Annotated in this window: 2 protein-coding genes and 1 pseudogene; all 3 read left to right on the top strand. The window is 72.4% G+C overall.

Translation table 11 applies throughout. The features are described from left to right. The first annotated feature begins 66 nt into the window (after positions 1-66). The 3 genes and pseudogenes from OIE51_RS04155 to OIE51_RS04150 all read left to right on the top strand — a co-directional run bounded on the left by OIE51_RS04155 (position 67) and on the right by OIE51_RS04150 (position 26,106). Positions 67-10,689 carry a type I polyketide synthase gene (locus tag OIE51_RS04155; RefSeq protein ID WP_326595588.1) on the top strand — a complete coding sequence of 3,541 codons (10,623 nt, stop codon included), beginning with the start codon at positions 67-69 and terminating at the stop codon, positions 10,687-10,689. Positions 10,690-10,818: 129 nt separating this feature from the next. Next, positions 10,819-10,887 (top strand): annotated as a pseudogene (locus tag OIE51_RS26845) (polyketide synthase docking domain-containing protein); the annotation flags it as partial. Positions 10,888-10,896: 9 nt separating this feature from the next. Next, positions 10,897-26,106: a type I polyketide synthase gene (locus OIE51_RS04150; protein WP_442812034.1), complete on the top strand. Its 15,210-nt coding sequence runs from the start codon at positions 10,897-10,899 to the stop codon at positions 26,104-26,106. Positions 26,107-26,116: the final 10 nt, after the last annotated feature.

The raw sequence follows: 26,116 nt of genomic DNA, 5'->3' as shown, positions 1-26,116 counted from the left end.
CGGGCTCCAGCCGGCCCGGCCATTTCCGCCCCCCACACTCACCTCTTTCGGTAAGGGGCACCCCTGGTGAACAACGAGCAGAAATTGCGCTACTTTCTCCGGCGAGTGACGACGGAGCTGCACGAGGCCCGGGAGCGACTTCAGGAGATCGACGAGGCGCAGCGCGAGCCGATCGCGATCGTCGGGATGAGCTGCCGCTATCCCGGCGGCGTGCGTTCGCCCGAAGACTTGTGGGAACTGCTCATGAAGGGTGGTGACGCGATCTCCGGGTTCCCGACCGACCGTGGCTGGGACCTGGAAGCGTTGTACGACCCGGACCCGGACACGCGGGGAACGACCCATGTGCGCGAGGGCGGTTTCCTCGATGGCATCGACATGTTCGACGCCGACCTCTTCGAGATCTCGCCTCGCGAGGCGTTGAGCATGGACCCGCAGCAGCGCATGCTGCTGGAGGCGTCGTGGGAGGCCATCGAACGCGCCGGGATCGACCCGGCCTCGTTGAAGGGCACCCGGACCGGCGTGTTCGCGGGCGTCATGTACCACGACCACGCCACCGTGCTTCAGCAGGCGGCGGAGGACGTCGAGGGCTATATCGGCACGGGCGGCGCGGCGAGCGTGGTCTCCGGGCGGGTGGCTTACACGTTTGGGCTTGAGGGTCCTGCGGTGACGGTGGATACGGCGTGTTCGTCGTCGTTGGTGGCGTTGCATCTGGCGGCGCAGGCGTTGCGGCAGGGCGAATGCACCATGGCCCTGGTGGGCGGGGTCACCGCTATGACGACTCCGACATCCTTTGTCGAGTTCAGCCGTCAGCGGGGTCTGGCGGCGGATGGCCGGTGCAAGGCGTTTTCGGCGGCTGCGGATGGGACGGCGTGGTCCGAGGGTGTCGGCATGCTGCTTGTGGAGCGGTTGTCGGATGCGGTGCGCAGGGGGCATCCGGTGTTGGCGGTGGTGCGGGGTTCGGCGGTGAATCAGGATGGTGCGTCGAATGGTCTGACGGCTCCGAATGGTCCGTCGCAGCAGCGGGTGATCCGGCAGGCGTTGGCGAACGCCGGGTTGTCGGCGGCGGATGTGGATGCGGTGGAGGCGCATGGCACGGGTACGTCGCTGGGTGACCCGATCGAGGCCCAGGCGCTGATCGCCACCTACGGGCGGGAGCGGTCTGCCGAATGGCCTGTCTGGTTGGGGTCGTTGAAGTCGAACATCGGGCACACGCAGGCGGCTGCGGGTGTCGGTGGTGTGATCAAGATGGTGATGGCGATGCGGCACGGCGTGCTGCCGCGCACGCTCCACGTCGATGAACCGTCGCCGCATGTCGATTGGTCGGCGGGGACGGTGCGGTTGCTGACCGAGTCCGTCGCCTGGCCGGAGACCGGCCACCCGCGCCGGGCCGTCGTCTCGTCGTTCGGGTTCAGCGGCACCAACGCCCACGTCATCGTTGAGCAAGCCCCGACGCAGGTTCCCCCGGTAACGGCCGTGCGTGCTCTTCCTGCGACGCGCACGCTGCCGCTCGTGCTATCGGGCAAGAACGCGACAGCGCTTCGGGCCCAGGCCGAACGCCTGGTCGCACATGTTGAGAACCATCCCGAACACGAACTGCCCGACCTCGCACTGTCTCTCGCCACGACCCGGAGTGCCCTCGACCACCGGGCGGCGGTGATCGCTTCGGATCACGGCGACGTGAAGCGAATTCTCAACGCCCTGGCCGATGGCGATCCGACGAACGGCCTTGTCACCGGCGTGGCGGCGCCTGGGCGTCGGGTGGGGTTCCTGTTTTCGGGGCAGGGGAGTCAGTGGGTGGGGATGGGCCGGGAGTTGTATGGGGTGTTTCCGGTGTTCGCGGATGCTTTCGATGAGGTGTGCGCGTGTGCGGATGCCTTGTTGGGTCGGTCGTTGCGGGGTGTGGTGTTCGGGGGGGAGGGGGAGGGGCTTGGCGGTACGGGGTTTGTGCAGGTGGGGTTGTTCGCGGTTGAGGTGGCGTTGTTCCGGTTGCTGGGGTCGTGGGGTGTGCGGCCTGATGTGGTGGCGGGGCATTCGGTGGGGGAGTTCGCGGCGGCTTGTGTGGCGGGGGTGTTCTCGTTGGGGGATGCGGTTCGTCTGGTGGTGGCGCGTGGGCGGTTGATGGGTGAGTTGCCCGCGGGTGGGGTGATGGTGGCGGTTGCGGCGTCGGAGAGTGATGTGGTGCCGTTGCTGGCGGGTTTCGGGGATCGGGTGAGTATCGCCGCGGTGAATGGTCCTGCTTCGGTGGTGGTGTCGGGGGATGCGTCGGCTGTGGGTGAGGTGACGGCCGGGCTGAGGGGCAGGCGGCTGGCGGTGTCGCATGCTTTTCACTCTCCGTTGATGGAGCCGATGCTGGCCGCGTTCCGTGCGGAGCTGGAGTCGGTGGCGTTCCACGCGCCTGCGTTGCCTGTCGTTTCGACCCTTTCGGGTCGCCTGGTGGCGGATGAGGAGCTGACCGCCCCGGACTACTGGGTGCGGCAGATCCGGGAGCCGGTCCGTTTCGCGGATGCTGTTGAGGCTCTGGTGGGTCAGGGTGTGAGCGCGTTTGTGGAGGTCGGCCCGGGTGGGACGTTGGCGGCGTTGGCGCGGGAGTTGGTGGATGAGTCGGCGGTCGTGGTTCCGGTTCTGCGGAAGGATCGGGCGGAGGATGTCGCGCTGGCGGGGGCTGTTGCCGAGTTGCATGTGCGCGGTGTGGGCGTGGACTGGGCGGGGGTCTTCGCGGACAGCGGTGCTCGGTATGTCGACCTACCGACCTACGCCTTCCAACGACGGCACTTCTGGCTGGAAGCCCGACGAGTCAGTGGTGACCTGACAGGGGCCGGTCTGGAGGCGGCGGATCACCCGCTGCTCGGTGCCGCCGTGATTCTGCCTGAGGGTGAAGGCGCGGTTCTGACCGGTCGGTTGTCGTTGGCCGAGCATCCGTGGTTGGCGGATCACGTAGTGATGGGCTCGGTACTCGTGCCGGCGACGGCCTTTGTCGATCTCGTCCAGCATGCCGCCCGGGAGATGGCCTGTGACCTTGTTGACGAGCTGACCTTCCAGAGCCCGCTTGTCCTTGTCGAGGACGAGTCCGTTGAGATCCAGGTTCGCGTCACTCCCACTGCCCCTGATGACTGCTGGACCGTCAAGGTTTTTTCGCGGCGTGTGGGTGGGGAGTGGGTGTGTCACGCGGTGGGTTCGGTGTCGGCCGGGTCTGGTGCGGGTGGTGGTGTGGGGTTGGAGTGGCCGGTGGTGCCGGCGTCGGGGGTGGACGTTGGCGGGGTGTATGAGGGGTTGTCCGGCGCGGGGTTGGTGTATGGGCCGGTGTTTCGTGGGTTGCGGGTGGTGTGGCGGGTGGGGGAGGAGGTTTTTGCTGAGGTTGGGTTGCCTGAGGGTACGGATGTGGCTGGTTTTGGTGTGCATCCGGCGTTGCTGGATGCGGCGTTGCATGGGCTTGGTTTGTTGGGTGGGGATGGTGGGGCCCGGGTTCCGTTCTCGTGTGCGGGTGTGAGGGTGTTCGCTTCGGGTGCGTCGGTGTTGCGGGTGCGGTTGGCGCGGGTTGGTGTGGATGCGGTGTCGCTGGTGGCGGTGGATGGTCGTGGTCTGCCGGTGGTGGTGGTGGAGTCGCTGGTGTTGCGGCCGGTGTCGGCTGAGCAGGTTTCGGCTGCGGGTGGGGGGATGGACTCGGCGTTGTTCCGGGTGGCGTGGCAGGCGCTGCCGGTTGCTGAGGCGGTGCCGGTGGTTGAGGCGGTGCCGGTGGTTGGGGCGGTGCCGGTGGGGGTCGGGGTTTCCGCGGGTGTGCCGGGCCCGGGCGGTGTTTCTTCCGGTGGTTCCGGTGGTTCCGGTGGTGTGGTGGTGGTGTCGTGGCCTGGGTTTGAGGGGGCTGAGGCGGGTGTGTTGTGGGCTGTTGATGTGGTGCGGGGGTGGCTTGGGGGTGAGGGGTCTGGTGCTGGGCGGTTGGTGTTTGTGACGCGGGGTGCTGTGTCGGTTGGTGGTGAGGGTCCGGATGTGGTGCAGGCGGGGGTGTGGGGTCTGGTGCGTTCGGCGCAGTCGGAGCATCCGGGCCGGTTTGTTCTGCTGGATCTGGACCGGGACACGGAGCTTGGGTCGGTGTTGCCGGCGGTGCTGGTTTCGGGTGAGTCGCAGGTTGCTGTGCGGGGTGGTGGGTTGTGGGTGCCGAGGCTGGTGCGTGGGCCGGTTGTGGGGGGTGGTGGTTCTTCGTTTGGTGGGGGGCCGGTGCTGGTGTCGGGTGCGTCGGGTGCGCTGGGCGGGTTGGTGGCGCGGCATCTGGTGGTTGCGCATGGGGTGGGTGAGCTGTTGTTGGTGGGTCGTCGGGGTGTGGGTGAGGAGCTGGTTGGTGAGTTGGTGGGTCTGGGGGCGCGGGTTGAGTCGGTGGCGTGTGATGTGGGGGACCGGGAGGCTTTGGCGGGGGTGCTGGCCGGGCGTTCTTTGAGTGGTGTGGTGCATGCGGCGGGGGTTGTTGAGGATGGTGTTGTCACTGGTCTGTCTGCGGAGCAGGTTGGTCGTGTGTTGCGGGCGAAGGTGGCGGGGGCGTGGAATCTGCATGAGCTGACCGCGGGTATGGGGTTGTCGGCGTTTGTGGTGTTCTCTTCGGCTGCGGGGATTTTCGGGAGTCCGGGTCAGGGGGCTTATGCGGCGGGGAATGCCTTTGTGGACGCGCTGGCCCAGTACCGGTATGCCAGTGGTCTGCCCGCTACCTCTCTCGCCTGGGGCCCGTGGGCGAGCAGTGAGGGGATGGCGGGTGGTGAGGTACTGGAGCGGATGGCCCGCAACGGGGTGACCGCGCTGTCCGACACCGAAGGACTCGCCCTCTTCGACACCGCCACCGGTACGGGCATCACCGACCCGCTTGCCGTCCCCATCCGCCTCGATCTTCCGGCATTGCGGGCCCGCGCCGCGACGAGTCCGCTTCCCGCGCTGCTCAAAGCGCTGGTCCGTGTTCCGGTGCGGCGCCAGATCGCGGCCGGGACGGCCACGGTTCCCGACCTGTCCCAGCGGCTGGCCGGCCTCCCCGATACCGAACAGCACAAACTCCTCCTCGACATCGTCCGCACCCACGTGAGTGCCGTCCTTGGCCACACGCCGGACGTTGTGCAACCGGGGCAGAACTTCCGTGAGTTGGGGTTCGACTCGCTGACCGCGGTCGAACTGCGCAACAGGCTCGGTGCGGCCACTGGTGTTCGGCTTCCCGCCAGTCTCGTCTTCGACTATCCGACCCTCGATGCGCTGGGCGTTCACCTCAAGGAGCGCTTGGTCGGGTCCCAGCAGGCCAGTGCCGCAGCGGCCGTCGTGGCCTCGCGGGCCTCACGGGCCTCGGCGGACGAGCCGATCGCGATCGTGGGGATGAGCTGCCGTTACCCAGGTGGGGTACGGACACCGGAGGAGCTGTGGAAGCTGATGACCTCCGGTACGGACGCGATCTCCGAGTTCCCCACCGACCGTGGGTGGGACCTGGCGGCGCTGCGGGGCGGTGACGGTGACGGCACTCGTTCGAGCACGACCACCAAGGGCGGATTCCTCTACGACGCCGGGGACTTCGACCCCGCTCTCTTCGGTATCTCGCCGCGTGAGGCGTTGGCGATGGATCCGCAGCAGCGGCTGCTGCTGGAGGCGTCGTGGGAGGCGTTCGAGCGCGCCGGGATCGACCCGACATCCGTGAAGGGCACCCCGATCGGTGTGTTCGCCGGAGTGATGTACCACGAGTACGGCTCCTGGCTGCAATCCGTTCCCGAGGACATCGAAGGCTTTATGGCTACCGGCAGTTCGGGAAGCGTGATGTCCGGGCGGGTGGCTTACACGTTTGGGCTTGAGGGTCCTGCGGTGACGGTGGATACGGCGTGTTCGTCGTCGTTGGTGGCGTTGCATCTGGCGGCGCAGGCGTTGCGGCAGGGCGAATGCACCATGGCCCTGGCCGGTGGCGTCACGGTCATGGCCAGGCCGGCGGCCTTTGTCGAGTTCAGCCGTCAGCGGGGTCTGGCGGCGGATGGCCGGTGCAAGGCGTTTTCGGCGGCTGCGGATGGGACGGGCTGGTCCGAGGGTGTCGGCATGCTGCTTGTGGAGCGGTTGTCGGATGCGGTGCGCAGGGGGCATCCGGTGTTGGCGGTGGTGCGGGGTTCGGCGGTGAATCAGGATGGTGCGTCGAATGGTCTGACGGCTCCGAATGGTCCGTCGCAGCAGCGGGTGATCCGGCAGGCGCTGGCGAACGCCGGGTTGTCGGCGGCGGATGTGGACGCGGTGGAGGCGCATGGCACGGGTACGTCGCTGGGTGACCCGATCGAGGCCCAGGCGCTGATCGCGACGTATGGCCAGGAGCGTGCTGGTGATCGGCCGGTGTGGCTGGGGTCGTTGAAGTCGAACATCGGGCACACGCAGGCGGCTGCGGGTGTCGGTGGTGTGATCAAGATGGTGATGGCGATGCGGCACGGCGTGCTGCCGCGCACGCTGCATGTCGATGAGCCGTCGCCGCATGTGGACTGGTCGGCTGGTGCTGTCAGTCTTCTGACCGAGGACGTGGCCTGGCCGGAGACCGGCCACCCGCGCCGAGCTGCCGTCTCGTCGTTCGGGTTCAGCGGGACCAACGCCCACGTCATCGTTGAGCAGCACCCGGTTGAAGCCGTTGAGCGACCCGATCGTGAGGTGGGCACGGTTCCGTGGCTGCTGTCGGCCAAGGACCCATCCGCGTTGAGGGAACAGGCTCAACGGCTTCTCGCACACGCCGAGAACCTGACCTCCGACCAGGCCGTCGCGGACATCGCGTTGTCGTTGGCGTTGTCGCGTGCTCATGTGGAGCATCGGGCGGCTGTGGTGGGTTCGGATGTGGATGGCCTGTTGAGTGGTCTGCGGGCGTTGGTGCGGGGTGAGTCGGCCCCCGGCCTGGTGCGCGGAACCGCCGTTCCCGGTGGCCGTACGGCGTTCCTGTTTTCGGGGCAGGGGAGTCAGTGGGTGGGGATGGGCCGGGAGTTGTATGGGGTGTTTCCGGTGTTCGCGGATGCTTTTGATGAGGTGTGCGCGTGTGCGGACACCTTTTTGGATCGGTCGTTGCGGGATGTGGTGTTCGGGGGGGAGGGGGAGGGGCTTGGCGGTACGGGGTTTGTGCAGGTGGGGTTGTTCGCGGTTGAGGTGGCGTTGTTCCGGTTGCTGGGGTCGTGGGGTGTGCGGCCTGATGTGGTGGCGGGGCATTCGGTGGGGGAGTTCGCGGCGGCTTGTGTGGCGGGGGTGTTCTCGCTGGGGGATGCGGTTCGTCTGGTGGTGGCGCGTGGGCGGTTGATGGGTGAGTTGCCCGCGGGTGGGGTGATGGTGGCGGTTGCGGCGTCGGAGAGTGATGTGGTGCCGTTGCTGGCGGGTTTCGGGGATCGGGTGAGTATCGCCGCGGTCAATGGTCCTGCCTCGGTGGTGGTGTCGGGGGATGCGTCGGCTGTGGGCGAGGTGACGGCCGGGCTGAGGGGCAGGCGGCTGGCGGTGTCGCATGCTTTTCACTCTCCGTTGATGGAGCCGATGCTGGCCGCGTTCCGTGCGGAGCTGGAGTCGGTGGCGTTCCACGCGCCCACGCTGCCCGTCGTCTCGACCCTGACGGGTCGCCTGGTGGCGGATGAGGAGCTGACCGCTCCCGACTACTGGGTGCGGCAGATCCGCGAGCCGGTCCGCTTCGCGGATGCTGTTGAGGCTCTGGTGGGTCAGGGTGTGAGCGCGTTTGTGGAGGTCGGCCCGGGTGGGACGTTGGCGGCGTTGGCGCGGGAGTTGGTGGATGAGTCGGCGGTCGTGGTTCCGGTTCTGCGGAAGGATCGGGCGGAGGATGTCGCGCTGGCGGGGGCTGTTGCCGAGTTGCATGTGCGCGGTGTGGGCGTGGACTGGGCGGGGGTCTTCGCGGACAGCGGTGCTCGGTATGTCGACCTACCGACCTACGCCTTCCAACGACGGCGTTACTGGCTGACGGCCGGGCCGCAGCACGGTGATCTGTTCAGCGCTGGCCTGGAGGTGGCCGGACACCCGCTGCTTGGCGCGGCGGTGGCGCTCCCGGAAGGTCGAGGTGCCATTCTCACGGGTCGGTTGTCGTTGGCCGAGCATCCGTGGTTGGCGGATCACGTAGTGATGGGCTCGGTACTCGTGCCGGGCATGGCGCTGGTGGATCTCGCCCTGCGTGCCGCACGCGAGGTCGGCTGCGATCACATCGAGGAACTCACCTTCCCCAGCCCCTTGGTGGTTCCCGAGCATGACGCGCTGGAGATCCGGGTGACGGTGGGCGATGTCGACGAGTCGGCATCACATGCGGTCAAGGTTTTTTCGCGGCGTGTGGGTGGGGAGTGGGTGTGTCACGCGGTGGGTTCGGTGTCGGCCGGGTCTGGTGCGGGTGGTGGTGTGGGGTTGGAGTGGCCGGTGGTGCCGACGTCAGGGGTGGACGTTGGCGGGGTGTATGAGGGGTTGTCCGGCGCGGGGTTGGTGTATGGGCCGGTGTTTCGTGGGTTGCGGGTGGTGTGGCGGGTGGGGGAGGAGGTTTTTGCTGAGGTTGGGTTGCCTGAGGGTACGGATGTGGCTGGTTTTGGTGTGCATCCGGCGTTGCTGGATGCGGCGTTGCATGGGCTTGGTTTGTTGGGTGGGGATGGTGGGGCCCGGGTTCCGTTCTCGTGTGCGGGTGTGAGGGTGTTCGCTTCGGGTGCGTCGGTGTTGCGGGTGCGGTTGGCGCGGGTTGGTGTGGATGCGGTGTCGCTGGTGGCGGTGGATGGTCGTGGTCTGCCGGTGGTGGTGGTGGAGTCGCTGGTGTTGCGGCCGGTGTCGGCTGAGCAGGTTTCGGCTGCGGGTGGGGGGATGGACTCGGCGTTGTTCCGGGTGGCGTGGCAGGCGCTGCCGGTGGTTGGGGCGGTGCCGGTTGCTGAGGCGGTGCCGGTGGCTGAGGCGGTGCCGGTGGTTGAGGCGGTGCCGGTGGGGGTCGGGGTTTCCGCGGGTGTGCCGGTGGGGGCTCCCGGTGTTTCTTCCGGTGGTTCCGGTGGTTCCGGTGGTGTGGTGGTGGTGTCGTGGCCTGGGTTTGAGGGGGCTGAGGCGGGTGTGTTGTGGGCTGTTGATGTGGTGCGGGGGTGGCTTGGGGGTGAGGGGTCTGGTGCTGGGCGGTTGGTGTTTGTGACGCGGGGTGCTGTGTCGGTTGGTGGTGAGGGTCCGGATGTGGTGCAGGCGGGGGTGTGGGGTCTGGTGCGTTCGGCGCAGTCGGAGCATCCGGGCCGGTTTGTTCTGCTGGATCTGGACCGGGACACGGAGCTTGGGTCGGTGTTGCCGGCGGTGCTGGTTTCGGGTGAGTCGCAGGTTGCTGTGCGGGGTGGTGGGTTGTGGGTGCCGAGGCTGGTGCGTGGGCCGGTTGTGGGGGGTGGTGGTTCTTCGTTTGGTGGGGGGCCGGTGCTGGTGTCGGGTGCGTCGGGTGCGCTGGGCGGGTTGGTGGCGCGGCATCTGGTGGTTGCGCATGGGGTGGGTGAGCTGTTGTTGGTGGGTCGTCGGGGTGTGGGTGAGGAGCTGGTTGGTGAGTTGGTGGGTCTGGGGGCGCGGGTTGAGTCGGTGGCGTGTGATGTGGGGGACCGGGAGGCTTTGGCGGGGGTGCTGGCCGGGCGTTCTTTGAGTGGTGTGGTGCATGCGGCGGGGGTTGTTGAGGATGGTGTTGTCACTGGTCTGTCTGCGGAGCAGGTTGGTCGTGTGTTGCGGGCGAAGGTGGCGGGGGCGTGGAATCTGCATGAGCTGACCGCGGGTATGGGGTTGTCGGCGTTTGTGGTGTTCTCTTCGGCTGCGGGGATTTTCGGGAGTCCGGGTCAGGGGGCTTATGCGGCGGGGAATGCCTTTGTGGACGCGCTGGCCCAGTACCGGTATGCCAGTGGTCTGCCCGCTACCTCTCTCGCCTGGGGCCCGTGGGCGAGCAGTGAGGGGATGGCGGGTGGTGAGGTACTGGAGCGGATGGCCCGCAACGGGGTGACCGCGCTGTCCGACACCGAAGGACTCGCCCTCTTCGACACCGCCACCGGCACGGGCATCACCGACCCGCTTGCCGTCCCCATCCGCCTCGATCTTCCGGCATTGCGGGCCCGCGCCGCGACGAGTCCGCTGCCCGCCGTCATGCGGGGCCTCGTTCCGCAGCCCGTTCATCGGGCCGCCACGTCCGGCGCGGAGGCGCGCGGTGCGCTGGCGGAGCAACTGGCGGACGTGACGGGGGAGAAGCGATACCGCATCCTGCAACGTGCTGTCCAGGGCGAGGTCGCCGCCGTGCTGGGACACGCTTCCGCCGATGCCATCGGGCCCGGTCAGGCGTTCCAGGACCTCGGCTTCGACTCCCTCACCGCTGTGGAGCTGCGCAACCGCCTTTCCCACACGACGGGGCTGCGCCTGCCGGCCAGTCTCCTCTTCGACTATCCGACCCCCGCGACGCTCGCCGAGCATCTCGACGCCGCTCTGCCGGTGCGTGAGCGAGGCAGCGGTCCTTCGCTTCTCGAAGAGATCGACCGGCTCGAAGCGGCCCTGTCCGCGCTGGCGGTGCGTGCTCGCGCCGACCACCGGACGCGCGGCACGGTCGCGACCCGGCTGGAGGGTCTGCTCTCCAAGTGGCGGACGGGCGACGCCGATCCGCACGGCGGCACCGACGATCCCCGGGACTCGGCCCAGACGGTGGAGACCGCGACCGATGACGAACTCTTCGACCTGCTCGACAACGAGCTCGGTAGCTGAGCCACAGGCGCCGGCGGACCTCCGCACGCGCTGACAAGCACCGAACACCCCCTCCCCCTGCGGACACCCGCTGCCCCTCGGCTGCCCCTCGGCTGCCCCTCGGCACACCCACGGCACACCCTCGGCCCGATGAGGAACCGATCACGTATGACTGACGACAGCAAACTCCGCGACTACCTCAAGCGTGCCACTGTCGATCTGCGACAGGTGCGTCAGCGCCTGCGTGAGGCGGAGAGCCGTAATCACGAGCCCATCGCCATCGTCGGAATGAGCTGCCGCTATCCCGGCGGGGTCACGACGCCTGAGGAGTTGTGGCGACTCGTGGCCGAAGGCCGCGACGCGGTCTCCGGGTTCCCCACCGACCGTGGCTGGGATCTGGATGCCCTCTTCGCTCCTGATCCTGAGGCACCGGGCACGAGTTACACCCGCGAGGGCGGATTCCTGCACGATGCCGCCGAGTTCGATCCGGCTTTCTTCGGGATCGGCCCGCGCGAGGCGCTGGCGATGGATCCGCAGCAGCGGTTGTTGCTCGAAGCCGCCTGGGAGTCGGTGGAGCGGGCCGCTATCGCGCCGACGGCGTTGCGCGGCAGCCGGACCGGCGTGTTCGTCGGCGTGATGTACCACGACTACGTGGCGCGACTGGCCCGTCGGCCCGACAACCTTGAGGGATACATCGGCACGGGGAACTCAGGCAGCGTCGCCTCCGGCCGGATCGCCTACACGCTGGGTCTCGAAGGGCCGGCCGTCACGCTCGACACCGCCTGTTCGGCTTCCCTGGTCGCGATCCACCTGGCCGTCCAGGCCCTGCGGCAGAACGAGTGCGAACTGGCCCTGGCCGGTGGTGTGACGGTGATGGCGTCACCGAGCACGTTCATCGAGTTCAGCCGGCAGCGCGGGCTCGCGCCGGACGGCCGGTGCAAGGCGTTCTCCGAGGCGGCGGACGGTACCGGGTGGTCCGAGGGCGTCGGCATGCTGCTGGTCGAACGGCTCGCGGACGCCCGCCGCAACGGGCACCCGGTGCTCGCCGTCATCCGGGGCTCGGCCGTGAACCAGGACGGTGCGAGCAACGGGCTGACCGCGCCCAACGGCCCCTCCCAGCAGCGCGTCATCCACCAGGCGCTGGCCAACGCCCGCCTCACCGCCGCTGACATCGACGCCGTCGAGGCCCACGGCACCGGCACCGCGCTCGGTGACCCGATCGAGGCGCAGGCGCTTCTCGCCACCTACGGGCGTGAGCACGGTGACGAACGGCCGCTGTGGCTGGGCTCGTTGAAGTCGAACCTGGGCCACACCCAGGCCGCGGCCGGCGTGGGGGGCGTCATCAAGATGGTGATGGCCCTGCGGCACGGCGTCCTGCCGCGCACCCTGCACGTCAACGAGCCGACACCGCACGTCGATTGGGCGTCCGGCGGGGTCCGGCTGCTGACCGAGACGGTGTCCTGGCCCGAGACCGACGCCGAACGGCCGCGCCGCGCCGCCGTCTCCGCGTTCGGGGTCAGCGGCACCAACGCCCATCTTGTCCTGGAACAGCCGCAGGAGGAGTCGGACACCGCCGAGCGTGCGGAGGCGGACCGCCGTCCGCTGCCGGTGATCCCGTGGGTGCTGTCGGCCCGGGACGAGGACGCCCTCGCGGCCCAGGCCGGACGGCTGCGCGACCACCTTGCCGAGCACCCGGATCTGGACCCGGCCGATGTCGGGTTTTCGCTCGCCACCTCCCGCGCCATGTTCGGCCGCCGCGCCGTCGTGTTCGGCGCCGACCCGTCCGTCCTGTCCGGCCTGGCCGGCAACTCGCCCGCGCCCGGCGGCGCGGCGCTGGTCAGCGGCACGGCCGAGAACGCAGCCGCCCGCCAGGTGGCGTTCGTGTTCCCCGGCCAGGGCTCGCAGTGGCCCGGGATGGCCCTGCGGCTTCTGGACGAATCCCCGGTGTTCCGCGACCGCCTGCACGCCTGCGCCGACGCCGTCGCCCCGCATGTGGACTGGTCGTTGCCCGACGTGCTGCGGCAAGTGCCGGGCGCTCCCGGGCTGGACCGCGTCGATGTCGTGCAGCCCGTCCTGTTCGCCGTCATGGTGTCCCTTGCGGAGCTGTGGCGTTCGCACGGCGTCCACCCGGCCGCCGTCGCCGGGCACAGCCAGGGCGAGATCGCCGCCGCCTGCGTGGCCGGCGCGCTCTCCTTGGACGACGCGGCCCGGGTGGTCGCCCTGCGCAGCCAGGCCCTGATCGCGCTCGCCGGGCGGGGCGGCATGATGTCCGTCGCCCTCCCGCTGGAGCGCCTCGGCCCGCGCCTGGAGCCGTGGGGCGAGCGGCTCTCCGTGGCCGCCGTCAACAGCCCTTCCTCTGTTGTTCTTTCCGGTGATCCCGAGGCGCTGCGTCACCTGCGCGACGAGTTGACCGCCGATGAGGTGCGCGCCCGGCTGATCGCCGTGGACTACGCCTCGCACGGCCCGCAGGTCGAGGCGGTACGCGACCGCGTCCGCGCCGACCTGGCGGACATCGCGCCGCGCTCCGCCCCCGACGTGCTCTTCTACTCCACGGTCACCGGCGAGCCGCTGGACACCGCCGAGTTGGATGCCGATTACTGGTACCGGAACCTGCGGCGGACCGTCCGCTTCGAGCAGGTCACCCGGGCGCTGGTCGGTGACGGGCACGGCTCGCTGATCGAATTGAGCCCGCACCCGGTGCTCACGGTGGGGATGCAGGAGACTCTGCACGCGATGGGAAGCCCGGCGGTCGCGCTGGGCACGCTCCGCCGGGAGGAGGGCGGACTCGACCGGTTCCTGCGGTCGACCGCCGAGGCACACGTGAACGGTGTCGCCGTCGACTGGCGGGCCGTGTTCGCGGGCACGGGCGCCCGCACGGTTCCGCTGCCGACCTACCCGTTCCAGCGGCGCCGGTTCTGGCTGGACGCTCCGCCCGCCGCCGGGGACGCGGCCGGTCTGGGCCTGGCCGCGGCGCACCACCCGATGCTGGGCGCGGTCGTCACCCCGGCCGACGCCGATGGCCTGGTCCTGTCCGGGCACTTGTCCGCCCGCACCCACCCGTGGCTGGCCGACCACGTGGTGCTGGACACCGTGCTGCTGCCGGGCACGGCCTTCGTCGAACTCGCGGTCCAGGCAGGCGATCACGTCGGCTGCACCCGGTTGGAGGAGCTGACGCACCATGCGCCGCTCGTCCTGCCCGAGCACGGTGGCGGGGGCGTCGCCGTGCAGGTGTCGGTCGCAGGGGCCGACCCGTCGGGGCGGCGGGCGTTCGGCGTCTGGTCACGGCCGGACGACGCGCTGCCCGACGCCGCCTGGACGTGCCACGGCACCGGCGTACTCGCCCCCGGCGTGGGGGAGTCGGACGAGCGGGCGGGGGAGGGGACGGACGAGTTGGCCGTGTGGCCGCCGCCCGACGCGACGACCATCGACCTCACCGGCTTCTACGACCGGCTCGCCGAGCGGTCGTTCGGCTACGGCCCGGCCTTCCGCGGGCTGCGGGCCGGGTGGCGGCGCGGTGACGAGGTGTTCGCCGAAGTCGCCCTGCCGCAGGGCGTGGACGCGGTGGGGTTCGCGCTGCATCCCGCGCTGCTCGACGCCGCCCTGCACGCCGTCGGGTTCGGCCCGCTCGGCGACACCGAAGGCGGCCGGCTCGCGTTCGCCTGGGAGAACGTGCGCCTGCACGCCGCCGGGGCAACGGAGTTGCGCGTCCGGCTCGCCCCCGCCGGGCCGGACCGGGTGGCGCTGACGGCCGCCGACGGAACGGGCCGCGCCGTGCTGTCCGTGTCCGCGCTGACCTTCCGCACGGCGGCTCCCGAGGACCTGCGGGCGGCCCGTGCCACGCGGCACGACGCGCTGTATCGCGTCGACTGGACGCCGCCGCGGCCGGACGCCGCCGCGGCCGTCCCCCACAACGCGCGCTGTTGGGCCGTCCTCGCCGATCAGGACGGCCTCCGGGCAGCGGCGCGCGCGCTGCGCGCCACGTCGCACCCCGATGTGGCCGCGCTCGCGGAGGCCGTCACCGCGTCGGGCACCACCCCGCCCGACGCGGTGATGGCCGAGATCCCGCGCACGCCCGGCGACGGCGGCCCGGAGTCGGTGCGTGCCACGGTCCGGCGGGCCCTCGCACTGCTGCGCTCGTGGCTCGCGGAGGAACGGCTCGCCGCGTCCCGGCTGGTGCTGCTGACGCGCGGCGCGACGCCGCCCAACGCCGGGGCGGCGGGCGGTGATCTCGGCCACGCGGCCGTCTGGGGCCTGGTCCGCTCGGCCCAGTCCGAACACCCCGACCGGCTTGTCCTGGTGGATGTGGACACCGAGGAGCACGGGGAGCACCGGGAGCACGGGGAGCACGGGGAAGGCGAGGGCGTCTACGGTGCGGTCGCCGCTGCCGTCGCCACCGGCGAACCTCAACTCGCCCTGCGCGCGGGCGGAGACGGCGCCCACGAGGTGCTGGTGCCGCGCCTCGCGCACGTTCCCGCCGACAGCCCGGGGGAGGGGGCCGCCGCGGTCGGGGCCGCGGCGCCGCTCGATCCGGACGGTACCGCGCTGATCACCGGTGGCACGGGCGCGCTCGGCCGCCTGGTCGCCCGCCACCTCGTCACCGTCCACGGCGTACGCCACCTGCTGCTGACCAGCCGCCGGGGCCCCGACGCCGAGGGCGCCGACGCGCTGCGCGAAGAACTCGCCGCGCTCGGCGCCGAGGTGACCATCGCGGCCTGCGACGCAGCCGACCGGGCCGCGCTGGCCGACCTGGTGAACGGCATCCCCGGGGAACGGCCCCTGACCGCCGTCGTGCACGCGGCGGCCGTGGTCGCGGGCGGCCTCGTCGAAACGCTCACCGACGACGAACTCGACCGCGTACTGCGGGCGAAGGCCGATACCGCCTGGCATCTGCACGAGCTGACCCGGGAGTCGGGCGGCGGCCCGGCCGCGTTCATGCTGTTCTCCTCCCTCGCCGGGATCGTCGGCGGCGCCGGGCAGGCCGCGTACGCGGCGGGCAACGCGTACCTGGACGCCCTCGCCCACCACCGGGCCGCCGAGGGCCTGCCCGCCGTCTCCCTCGCCTGGGGCGTGTGGGCCGAGCGCGGCGAGCAGACCCGCCTGGCGGCCACCGACCTTGCCCGCATGGCCCGTTCCGGCGTCGTGCCGCTGCCCGTGGACGAGGCGCTGGCGCTGTTCGACACGGCGCTCACCGCCGGAACGACCGACCCCGCGCTGGCGCCCGTCCGGCTCAACTTCGCCGCGCTGCGCGCCCAGTCGGACGCGACGGGCGGGGTGCCCGCACCGCTGCGCGGCCTGATCCGCACTCCGGGGCGCCGCCTCGCCGCCCGGGGCGCGGACGCCGGACACACCGGGGAAGCACGGCGCCTGGCCTCCCTGGCCCCGGACGAGCTGCGCGATCACCTGCTGGACCTCGTGCGCGCCTGCGTCGCCGCCATCCTCGGCCACGACGCCCCGGACACCGCCGCCCAAAGCATCGCGCCGACACGGGCGTTCAGGGAGCTGGGCTTCGACTCCCTCGCCGCCATGGAGCTCCGCAACCGGCTCGGCGCCGCGACCGGACTGCGGCTGCCGCCCACCGTCGTCTTCGACCACCCCACGCCCGCCGCCCTCGCCGCCCACCTGGCGACAGCGGTCGGCGGCGCGGCCGGCGCGCGGGCCGGTGCCGCGACCACGGCACCGGCCGGTGCCGGGAGCGCGCGGACCGACGACGACCCGATCGTCATCATCGGGATGGCCTGCCGCTTCCCCGGCGAGGCGCACAGCCCCGAGGCGCTGTGGCGGTTGCTCGCCGACGGCGGCGAAGCCATCACCCCGTTCCCCGCCGACCGGGGCTGGGACCTGGACGCGCTGTACGACCCGGACCCCGGCGCCCCTGGCCGCTGCACTGTCCGCGAGGGCGGATTCCTGCACGACGCGGGCGAGTTCGACCCCGAGCCGTTCGGCATCTCACCGCGCGAGGCACTCGCCATGGACCCGCAGCAGCGGCTGCTGCTGGAAGTCACCTGGGAGGCCGTCGAACGCGCGGGCATCGCCCCGACCGCGTTGCGCGCCACCCCGACCGGGGTCTTCGCCGGGACCAACGGCCAGGACTACACGGCCGGTCTGGCGCAGCCGGGCGGCGACGGCCGGACCGGCGCCGACGAGGGCCATCTGCTGACCGCCAACTCCGCGGCTGTCCTCTCCGGCCGGATCGCCTACACGCTCGGGTTGGAAGGACCGGCGATGACGGTGGACACGGCCTGCTCGTCGTCCCTCGTCGCGCTGCACCTGGCCGCTCAGGCGCTGCGCCGGGGCGAATGCTCCCTCGCGCTCGCGGGCGGCGTGACCGTGATGGCCACGCCCGGCGCGCTCATCGGGTTCAGCCGGCAGCGCGGCCTGTCACCGGACGGCCGCTGCCGCGCGTTCGCCGCTGACGCCGACGGCACCGGTCTGTCCGAGGGCGCGGGCGTGCTGCTGCTCGAACGGCTGTCCGACGCCCGCCGCAACGGGCACCCCGTGCTCGCGGTGGTGCGCGGCTCGGCGATCAACCAAGACGGCGCGAGCAACGGGCTGACCGCGCCGAACGGCCCCGCCCAGCAACGTGTTATCCGCCAGGCGCTCGCCGACGCGGGACTGACGGCCGCCGACGTGGACGCGGTCGAGGCACACGGCACGGGCACCCGGCTGGGCGACCCGATCGAGGCCGAGGCGCTGATCGCCGCCTACGGCCAGGACCGGCCCGCCGAACGGCCGTTGTGGCTGGGGTCGGTGAAGTCGAACCTGGGCCACACGCAGGCCGCCGCCGGGGTGGCCGGGGTCATCAAGACGGTGCTGGCCCTGGAGCACGAGGAGCTTCCCCCGACCCTGCACGCAGCCGAGCCCTCCCCGCACGTCGACTGGACGGCCGGAGCCGTGAGGCTGCTGACGGAAGGTCAGGTATGGCGGCGGCCGGAGGGCGGCGGTGCGCGCCGGGCCGGGGTGTCGTCGTTCGGAGTCAGCGGCACCAACGCCCACGTCATCATCGAGCAGCCCCCCGAACCCCCGGCCCACGCGGCGCACTCCGGCGACAGCGACAGGGACAGCGACAGGGACAGCGACGGCGACGGCGACGGCGACGGTGGCGGTGGCGGTGGCGCGCTCGCACCGGTCCCGGTGCCGTGGGTGGTGTCCGCCATGACGCCCGGGGCGCTGCGCGCCCAGGCGGCCCGGCTGCACACGCACCTCGGCGCCGCGACACCCGGTCGGCGGCACCCGGCCGATATCGGCCGCGCCCTGGCCACCACCCGGGCCGCGCTGCCCCAGCGGGCGGCCGTCGTCGCCGCCGACCGGGACGGGCTGCTGGCCGGGCTGGCCGCTCTCGCCCGGGGCGAGACCCCGCCCGGCACCGCCACCGGAACGGCCGCGCCGGACGGGCGCGTCGCGTTCGTCTTCGCCGGTCAGGGAGGCCAGCGTGTCGGCATGGGCCGCGAGTTGCACGCCGCGCATCCCGTGTTCGCGGAGACGTTCGACGAGGTATGCGCCGCGCTCGCCCCGCACCTGGACAACGAACGGCCCCTGCGCGACCTCGTCTTGAGCGCGGACAAGGATGACGACACCGCGCTCAGCGAGACCGGGTGGGCCCAACCCGCCCTGTTCGCCCTGGAGGTGGCGCTGTTCCGGCTGCTGCGCTCGTGGGGCGTGCGGCCCGCGCTGCTCACCGGTCACTCCATCGGCGAACTCGCCGCCGTCCACGCCGCCGGGGCCCTCTCCCTCCCCAACGCGGCTCGCCTGGTGGCGGCCCGGGGCCGGCTGATGCAGGCCCTGCCGCCCGGCGGCGCCATGGTCGCCGTGCGGGCCTCGGAGGCCGACGTGCTGCCGCTGCTGGTCGGCCACGAGGAGCGGGTGGGCATCGCGGCGATCAACGGCCCGGCGTCCGTGGTGCTTTCCGGCGAGACCGAGGCGGTCACGGCGATCGCGGCCCGTCTCCCGAGCGCCAAACGGCTCGCCGTGTCCCACGCCTTCCACTCACCGCTGATGGAGCCGATGCTCGCGGAGTTCCGCGCGGTCGCCGCCGGCCTGACGTTCGCCGAACCCCGCGTCGCCGTCGTCTCCACCGTCACCGGCCGGCCGCTGACCGCCGCCGAACTGGCCGACCCCGACCACTGGGTGCGGCATGCGCGGCAGACTGTCCGGTTCGCCGCCGCGCTCGACGCGATCGCCGCCGTTCCCTCCCTCGCGGCCTGCGTCGAGCTCGGCCCGGACGGCTCGCTCAGCTCGCTCGCCCGGGACATCCTGGGCCGGGACGTGGCCGCCGTGCCCCTCCTGCGTCCCGGCCGCCCCGAGGACCTGTCCGCGACTACGGCCATCGCCCGGCTCCACGTGTCGGGCGTCGGCGTGGACTGGGACCGGTACTTCACCGGCCGTGGCGGCACCACCGCCCATGTCCCCCTGCCAACCTACGCCTTCGAGCACAAGAGCTACTGGCTCTCCGCCCCGCCGCCCGGCCCCGCCACCACGCCCCCCGCCGACGCCGCCGAGTCGGCGTTCTGGGACTCCGTCGAGCGCGCCGATGTGGCGGCGTTGACGGAGCAGCTCGACGTCCCCGGCGACACCCGGCTCGACGCCCTGCTGCCCGCCCTCTCCGACTGGCGACGGCGACAGCGAGACCGCTCGGCCGCCGACCGCCGGCGCTACCACGCCGTGTGGCGGCCGGTCCCCGGCGACCGGAACGCGCCGTCCCTGACCGGTACATGGGTGCTCGTGACCCCCGACGGGCCCGAACACGAACCGACTGTCGCAGCCGTCGAGGCGGCCCTGACCGCGCACGGCGCCGACGTCGTGCGGCTCATCACCCGCGTCGGCGACAACCCGGCGGCCCTGGCCGAACGGCTCCGGTCGCACACCGACACCAGTACCGACGCCGATGCCCTCGGGGTGCTGTCCCTGCTCGCGCTGGACGAGTCCCCCCACCCCGCACACCCCGCCCTGCCCACCGGCCTGGCGCTGAACACCGCGCTCATCCGGGCCCTGGAGGGCGTGCCCGCCCGGCTGTGGTGCGTGACACGCGGCGCGGTCGCCATCGGCCGCTCCGACCGTGTGACCAGCCCGGGCCAGGCCATGATGTGGGGACTCGGCCGGTCGGTCGCGCTCGAACTCCCCGACGTCTGGGGCGGAGTGATCGACCTCCCGGAGGCGCACGAGCTGACCGGACACGCCGCCCGTCGACTGGCCGCCGCGTTGAGTGGCGGGAAGAGCGGAAACCGCGGGAAGAGCGGGAAGAGCGAAAACACCGGGCACAGCGGTAACAGCGGGGTCGGCGAAGACCAGATCGCCGTCCGGGCGTCCGGTGCCTTCGCCCGCAGGCTCGTGCGCGCACCACGCGCCGCGCGGCCCGGCGGCGCGGCGTGGCGCCCGCGCGGCACCGTACTGATCACCGGCGGCACCGGCGCGCTCGGCGCCCGGGTCGCCCGCCTGTTGGCGAACGGCGGCGCCGCGCACCTAGTGCTGACGAGCCGTCAGGGAACGGGTGCGGCCGGTGCCGCCGAGCTGGCCACCGAGATCAAGGCCCACGGCACCCGGGTGACCATCGCGGCCTGCGACGTGTCCGACCGCGACGCGCTGGCCGCGCTCCTCACCGCGCACGGCGACGGCCTCACCGCCGTCGTCCACGCGGCCGGGGCACCGCAGTTCAGCCCGGTGCGGGAGCTCTCCCCGGACCGACTGGCCGCCGTGCTCGCCGCCAAGGTCGCCGGCGCGGCACACCTGGACGAACTGCTGGGCGACCGGCCGCTGGACGCCTTCGTGCTCTTCTCCTCCGTGGCCGGGGTCTGGGGCAGCGGCAACCAGGGGGCGTACGCCGCCGCCAACGCCTACCTCGACGCCCTCGCCGAACAGCGCCGCGCGCGCGGCCTGTCCGGCACCGCCGTGGCCTGGGGTCCCTGGGCCGGCGGCGGCATGGCGGGCGGCGAGGACGCCGAGGCGCATCTGCGGCGCCGGGGTCTGCCCGCCATGGCCCCGGAGACCGCGCTCGCCGCCCTCCAGCAGGCCCTTGATCAGGACGAGACAGCGGTGACCGTCGCGGACGTCGACTGGTCGCGGTTCGCACCGTCGTTCACCATCGCCCGGCCGAGCCCGCTGCTGTCCGAGCTGCCCGAGGCCCAAGTCGCCGGCGAGACAGACCGCGAGGCGGAGACGGAGGAGTCGGCCGTCCTGCGCGAACGGCTCGCCGCCCTCCCCCGGCCCGACCGCGATCGCACGCTTCTCGACCTCGTGCGCACCGAGGTCGCCGCCGTACTCGGCCACCCCGACGCCCAAGCCATCGCGCCCGCCCGGGCGTTCCAGGAGCTCGGCTTCGACTCCCTGACCGCTGTCGAGCTGCGCGACCGGCTGACCACGGTCACCGGCCTGAGCCTGCCCACCACGCTTGTCTTCGACCACCCCAACGCCACCGCGCTCGCCGCCCACTTGTCCGCCCGGACCGGTGACGAGGCGGCCCGCCCGGCAACCACCGTGGCGCGCGCGGCCACCGCCGCCGCGCCCGCCGACGAGCCGCTCGCGATCGTCGCGATGGGATGCCGCTTCCCGGGTGGCGTTCGCACGCCCGACGACCTGTGGGAGCTGCTGGCGTCCGGCGCCGACGCCGTCTCCGGCTTCCCCACCGACCGGGGCTGGGACCTGGACACCCTCCACCACCCCGACCCGGAACACCCGGGCACCACCTACGTCACCGAGGGCGGATTCCTGCACGACGCGGCCGAGTTCGACGCCCCGTTCTTCGGGATCTCGCCTCGCGAGGCGCTGGCCATGGACCCGCAGCAGCGGCTGTTGCTGGAGACCGCGTGGGAAACGCTGGAACGTGCCCGCCTCGACCCAGCCACCCTGCGCGGCACCAGGACCGGAGTCTTCATCGGCTCCGGCCACCAGGGCTACGGGGCCGGGCTGCGCGCTCTGCCCGAGGGCGTCGAAGGCCATCTCCTGACCGGCAGTTCGAGCAGCGTCATGTCCGGACGCATCGCCTACGCGCTCGGGATCGAAGGCCCGGCGGTGACTGTGGACACCGCCTGCTCGTCCTCGCTGGTGGCGCTGCACCTGGCCGGCCAGGCGCTGCGGCAGGGCGAATGCACCGTGGCCCTGGTCGGCGGTGCCTGCGTGATGTCCAGCCCCAACGCCTTCGTGGAATTCAGCCGCCAGCGCGGCCTGGCACCGGACGGCCGGTGCAAGCCGTTCGCGGCGGCGGCCGACGGCACCGGCTGGGGCGAGGGCGTGGGCATGCTGCTCGTCGAGCGGCTGTCCGACGCGCGGCGCGCCGGGCACCCCGTTCTCGCGGTGGTGCGCGGATCGGCCGTGAACCAGGACGGCGCGTCCAACGGCCTGACCGCGCCCAACGGCCCCGCCCAGCAACGTGTCATCCGGCAGGCCCTCGCCAACGCCCGTCTCACCGCCGCCGAGGTGGACGCGGTGGAGGCGCACGGGACGGGAACAGCCCTCGGTGACCCCATCGAGGCCCAGGCGCTGCTGGCCACCTACGGCCAGGAGCGGCCGGGCGAACGCCCGCTGTGGCTCGGCTCGTTGAAGTCGAACATCGGCCACACCCAGGCCGCGGCCGGAGTCGCCGGGGTCATCAAGACGGTGCTCGCACTGCGCAACGGCCTGCTGCCGCGCACCCTGCACGTCGACGAGCCCACCCCGCACGCCGCCTGGGCCTCCGGCGCGGTCCGGCTGCTGACCGAACCCGTCCCATGGCCGGAGGGTGAACGGCCGCGCCGCGCCGCCGTCTCGGCGTTCGGCGTCAGCGGCACCAACACCCACGTGATCATCGAAGAGGCCCCCGCCGAGACGGAACGCCCGGCTCCGGCGGCCGGGATCGCGGTGCCCCCGCGCCACATCGCCTGGGCGATCTCCGGAGCCGACGCGCCCGCGCTCCGCGCACAGGCCCAACGGCTGCTGGCCCACGCCCACGCCCATCCCGGCCTGCCGGTGGGCGACCTCGCCCACGCCCTGGCGCGCGGTCGCACGGCGATGCACCACCGGGCCGTCGTCGTCGGCCGCGACCGCGCCGGACTGCTCACCGGCCTGGAAGAGCTGACGAAGCACCAGCAAGGCACCCTCCCGGCCGGCCTCGTGCGCGGGACCGTGGGCGGCGGACGGCTCGCGCTGCTGTTCTCCGGGCAGGGCGGCCAACGGCCGGGCATGGGCCGCGACCTGCACGCCGCGTACCCGGCCTTCGCCGACGCTTTCGACGAGACGTGCGCCCACTTCGACAGCCATCTCGAACGGCCCCTGCGCGACATCGTCTTCGGGGACGACCCGGCCGCTCTGGATCAGACCCTCTCCACCCAACCGGCCCTGTTCGCCGTCGAGGTGGCGCTGTTCCACCTCCTCGCGTCCTGGGGAGTCCGGCCCGACCTGCTGGCCGGGCACTCCATCGGGGAGCTGGCCGCAGCCCACGCGGCGGGTGTCCTGCGGCTCCCCGACGCCACCGCGCTCGTCGCCGCCCGCGCCCGGCTGATGCAGAACCTGCCCGAGGGCGAAGGAGCGATGATCGCCGTCGAGGCATCGGAGGCCGAAGTCACGCCACTGCTCGCCGCCTGCGCCGACCGGGCGGGCATCGCGGCGGTCAACGGCCCCGCGTCCGTGGTCATCTCCGGAGCCGACGATGCCGTGAGCCACGTCGCGGACCTCCTCGCGGACCAGGGACGACGGGTCAAGCGGCTGTCCGTCTCGCATGCTTTCCACTCGCCGCTGATGGAGCCGATGCTGGCCGAACTGCGAGCGGTGGTACGTGAGATGCCGTTCCACGCGCCGACCGTGCCGCTCGTCTCCACTCTCACCGGACGCCCGGCCGACGCGGCGGAGCTGCGCGACCCCGAACACTGGGTGCGCCACGCCCGGTGCGCGGTCCGCTTCCACGACGCCGTGCGCGCGCTGGCCGACGAGGGCGCCACGACGCTGCTGGAGCTGGGACCCGGCGCCGTGCTGACCGCCATGGCCGAGGAAGCCCTGGACGACCGCGCGCCCGCCGTCACCGCCCTGCCCACCCTGCGCCCCGACCGCCCGGAAGAGGAGACCCTCCTCACGGCGCTCGCCGGTCTGCACGTGCGGGGGCTGCCGTGCGATCTGGCCCAGGCCCTCCCCACCGCCACCGGCGGTGAGACGATCGACCTGCCGACCTACGCCTTCCAGCGCCGCCGTTACTGGCTCGGCGGCGGTGACTCGACCGGCCAGAGCGAGCAGAGCAACCAGACCGGCGAAACCGGCCGGGGCGGGGACGCGGGGCAGGCGGCCCCGGCGGACGCCGACTTCTGGCAAACCGTCGACCACGGCACCCCGGAAGCGCTCGCGGAACGGCTCGGCATCGGCACCGGGGCGCCCCTGGGCGACGTGTTCACCGCCCTGTCGGCATGGCGCCGGGAGAGCAAGGACCATTCGACACTGGACGGTTGGCGCTACCGCGTCACATGGAGGCCGATCACCGGACCCGCTCCCGCCGGGGCGGGAACACTCCACGGAACCTGGCTGCTCGTCACATCGGGTACGCCCGACCAGGACGCCACCGTGGCGGCGTGCGCCGACCTCCTGCGGGCGCGCGGCGCGCGGCCGATCCCGGTCCGCGTCACCGACCAGGGCGCCGGCCGGGCGGCCCTCGCCGCCCTCCTCGCCGAGGCGACCCGACCGAACGGCACCACGCCCCCGCCGGTGACCGGCGTGCTGGCCCTCCCCGCCCGCGACGGGCGCGAGTCGGCTCTGTTCGTGGCCCAACTCGCCCAAGCTGTCAGCGATATCGGCATGGCCGCCCGGCTGTGGTGCGTCACGCGCGGCGCCGTCTCCATCGGCCCCTCCGACCCCCTGCGCCACCCGGAGCAGAGCCTGGTGTGGGGCCTCGGGCGCGCCGCCGCCCTCGAGGAGCCGCAGCGCTGGGGCGGCTTGATCGACCTCCCTGACGCCGATGCCGATGCCGACTCCCACTCCGTGAGCCCGCGCGCGCTCGGCCGCCTGGCCGATGTCCTGGCGGACGGCGAGACGGAGAACGACCAGTACGCGATCCGCGACTCGGGGGTGTTCGTGCCCCGCCTGACCCGTGCGCGGACGACGCCGAAGCCGACGCCGAAAGCGAAGGGGAACGGGTGGGTGCCGCGCGGCACCGTGCTGATCACCGGCGGTACCGGCGCCCTTGGCGCCCACGCGGCCCGCTGGCTCGCGGACCGGGGCGCCGAGCACCTGGTTCTCACCAGCAGGCGGGGCGGCGCGGCTACGGGCGCCGCCGAGCTCCGCGCCGACCTCGAAAAGCGCGGCGCCCGCGTCACCATCGCTGCCTGCGACGTCGCCGACCGCGACGCCCTCGCCGAACTCCTGGACGAACTGGGCGAGTCCGACGCCCCGACCGCCGTGGTGCACGCGGCCGGCCTGCCCCAGTTCACGCCGCTCCACGACACGGGCCCGGCCGAACTCACCGCCGTGCTCGCCGCGAAGGCCACCGGCGCCGCCCACCTGCACGAACTCCTCGGTGACCGGCCGTTGGACGCCTTCATCATGTTCTCCTCCGTCGCCGGGGTGTGGGGCAGCGGCAGCCAGGCCGCGTACGCGGCGGCCAACGCCTACCTCGACGCCCTGGCCCACCACCGCCGCGCCCGGGGCCTGCGCGCCACCTCGATCGCCTGGGGACCCTGGGCGGACGGCGGCATGGCGACGGACCACGGAGCCGAGGAACACCTCAGGCGGCGCGGACTGAACGCCATCGCGCCCACGCTCGCGATCGCCGCGCTCCAAAGCGCCCTGGACCGGGACGAGACCACCGAGGTCGTCGCGGACGTGGACTGGCTCCGCTTCGCCCCCGCGTTCACCATCGGCCGTCCGAGTCCGCTCCTCGACGGGCTCCCCGAGGTGCGCACGGCCCTTGCCGCCACCACGGGTGCCGGCACCGGCGGAGACGAGTCCGGCACCGCCGACGACGGAACGAGCGAACTCGCCCGGCGCCTGGGGCGGATGGCCCCTGCCGAGCGACGGGAGATCCTGCTCGGCATCGTGCGGGCCGAAGCCGCCGCGGCCCTCGGCTACGCGGAAGCCGACGCGATCGAACCGGAACGCGCCTTCCGCGACCTGGGCTTCGACTCGCTCACCGCGGTCGAGCTCCGCAACCGCCTCGCCACCGTGACCGGTCTGCGCCTCCCGGCTACCGCTGTCTTCGACCACCCCACCCCCGACGCCCTGGCGGACCACCTGCGCGCCCGACTCGCGCCGGTGAGCACCGGCACGGCAGCGGACCGGGAGCCGGGCGGGGCGGAGGAGAACGAGATCCGCCGCGTCCTGGCGTCCATCCCGCTCCACCGCCTCAGGGAGGCCGGAATCATGAACGCCCTGCTCCGCCTGGCTGCCCCCGCCCCCCGGCCGGAACACCCCCACACCGGAACCGACACGGATTCCATCGCGGCGATGGACGTCGAAGAGCTCGTCCAACTGGCCCTCGGCGACAGCGAATCCTGACGAACGCCTG

Origin of the sequence: Streptomyces sp. NBC_01803 (assembly GCF_035917415.1) — a bacterium.
Lineage (GTDB): Bacteria > Actinomycetota > Actinomycetes > Streptomycetales > Streptomycetaceae > Streptomyces.
The sequence above is the reverse complement of the archived record's forward strand: the minus strand, read 5'-3'. Positions and strand labels throughout refer to the sequence as shown.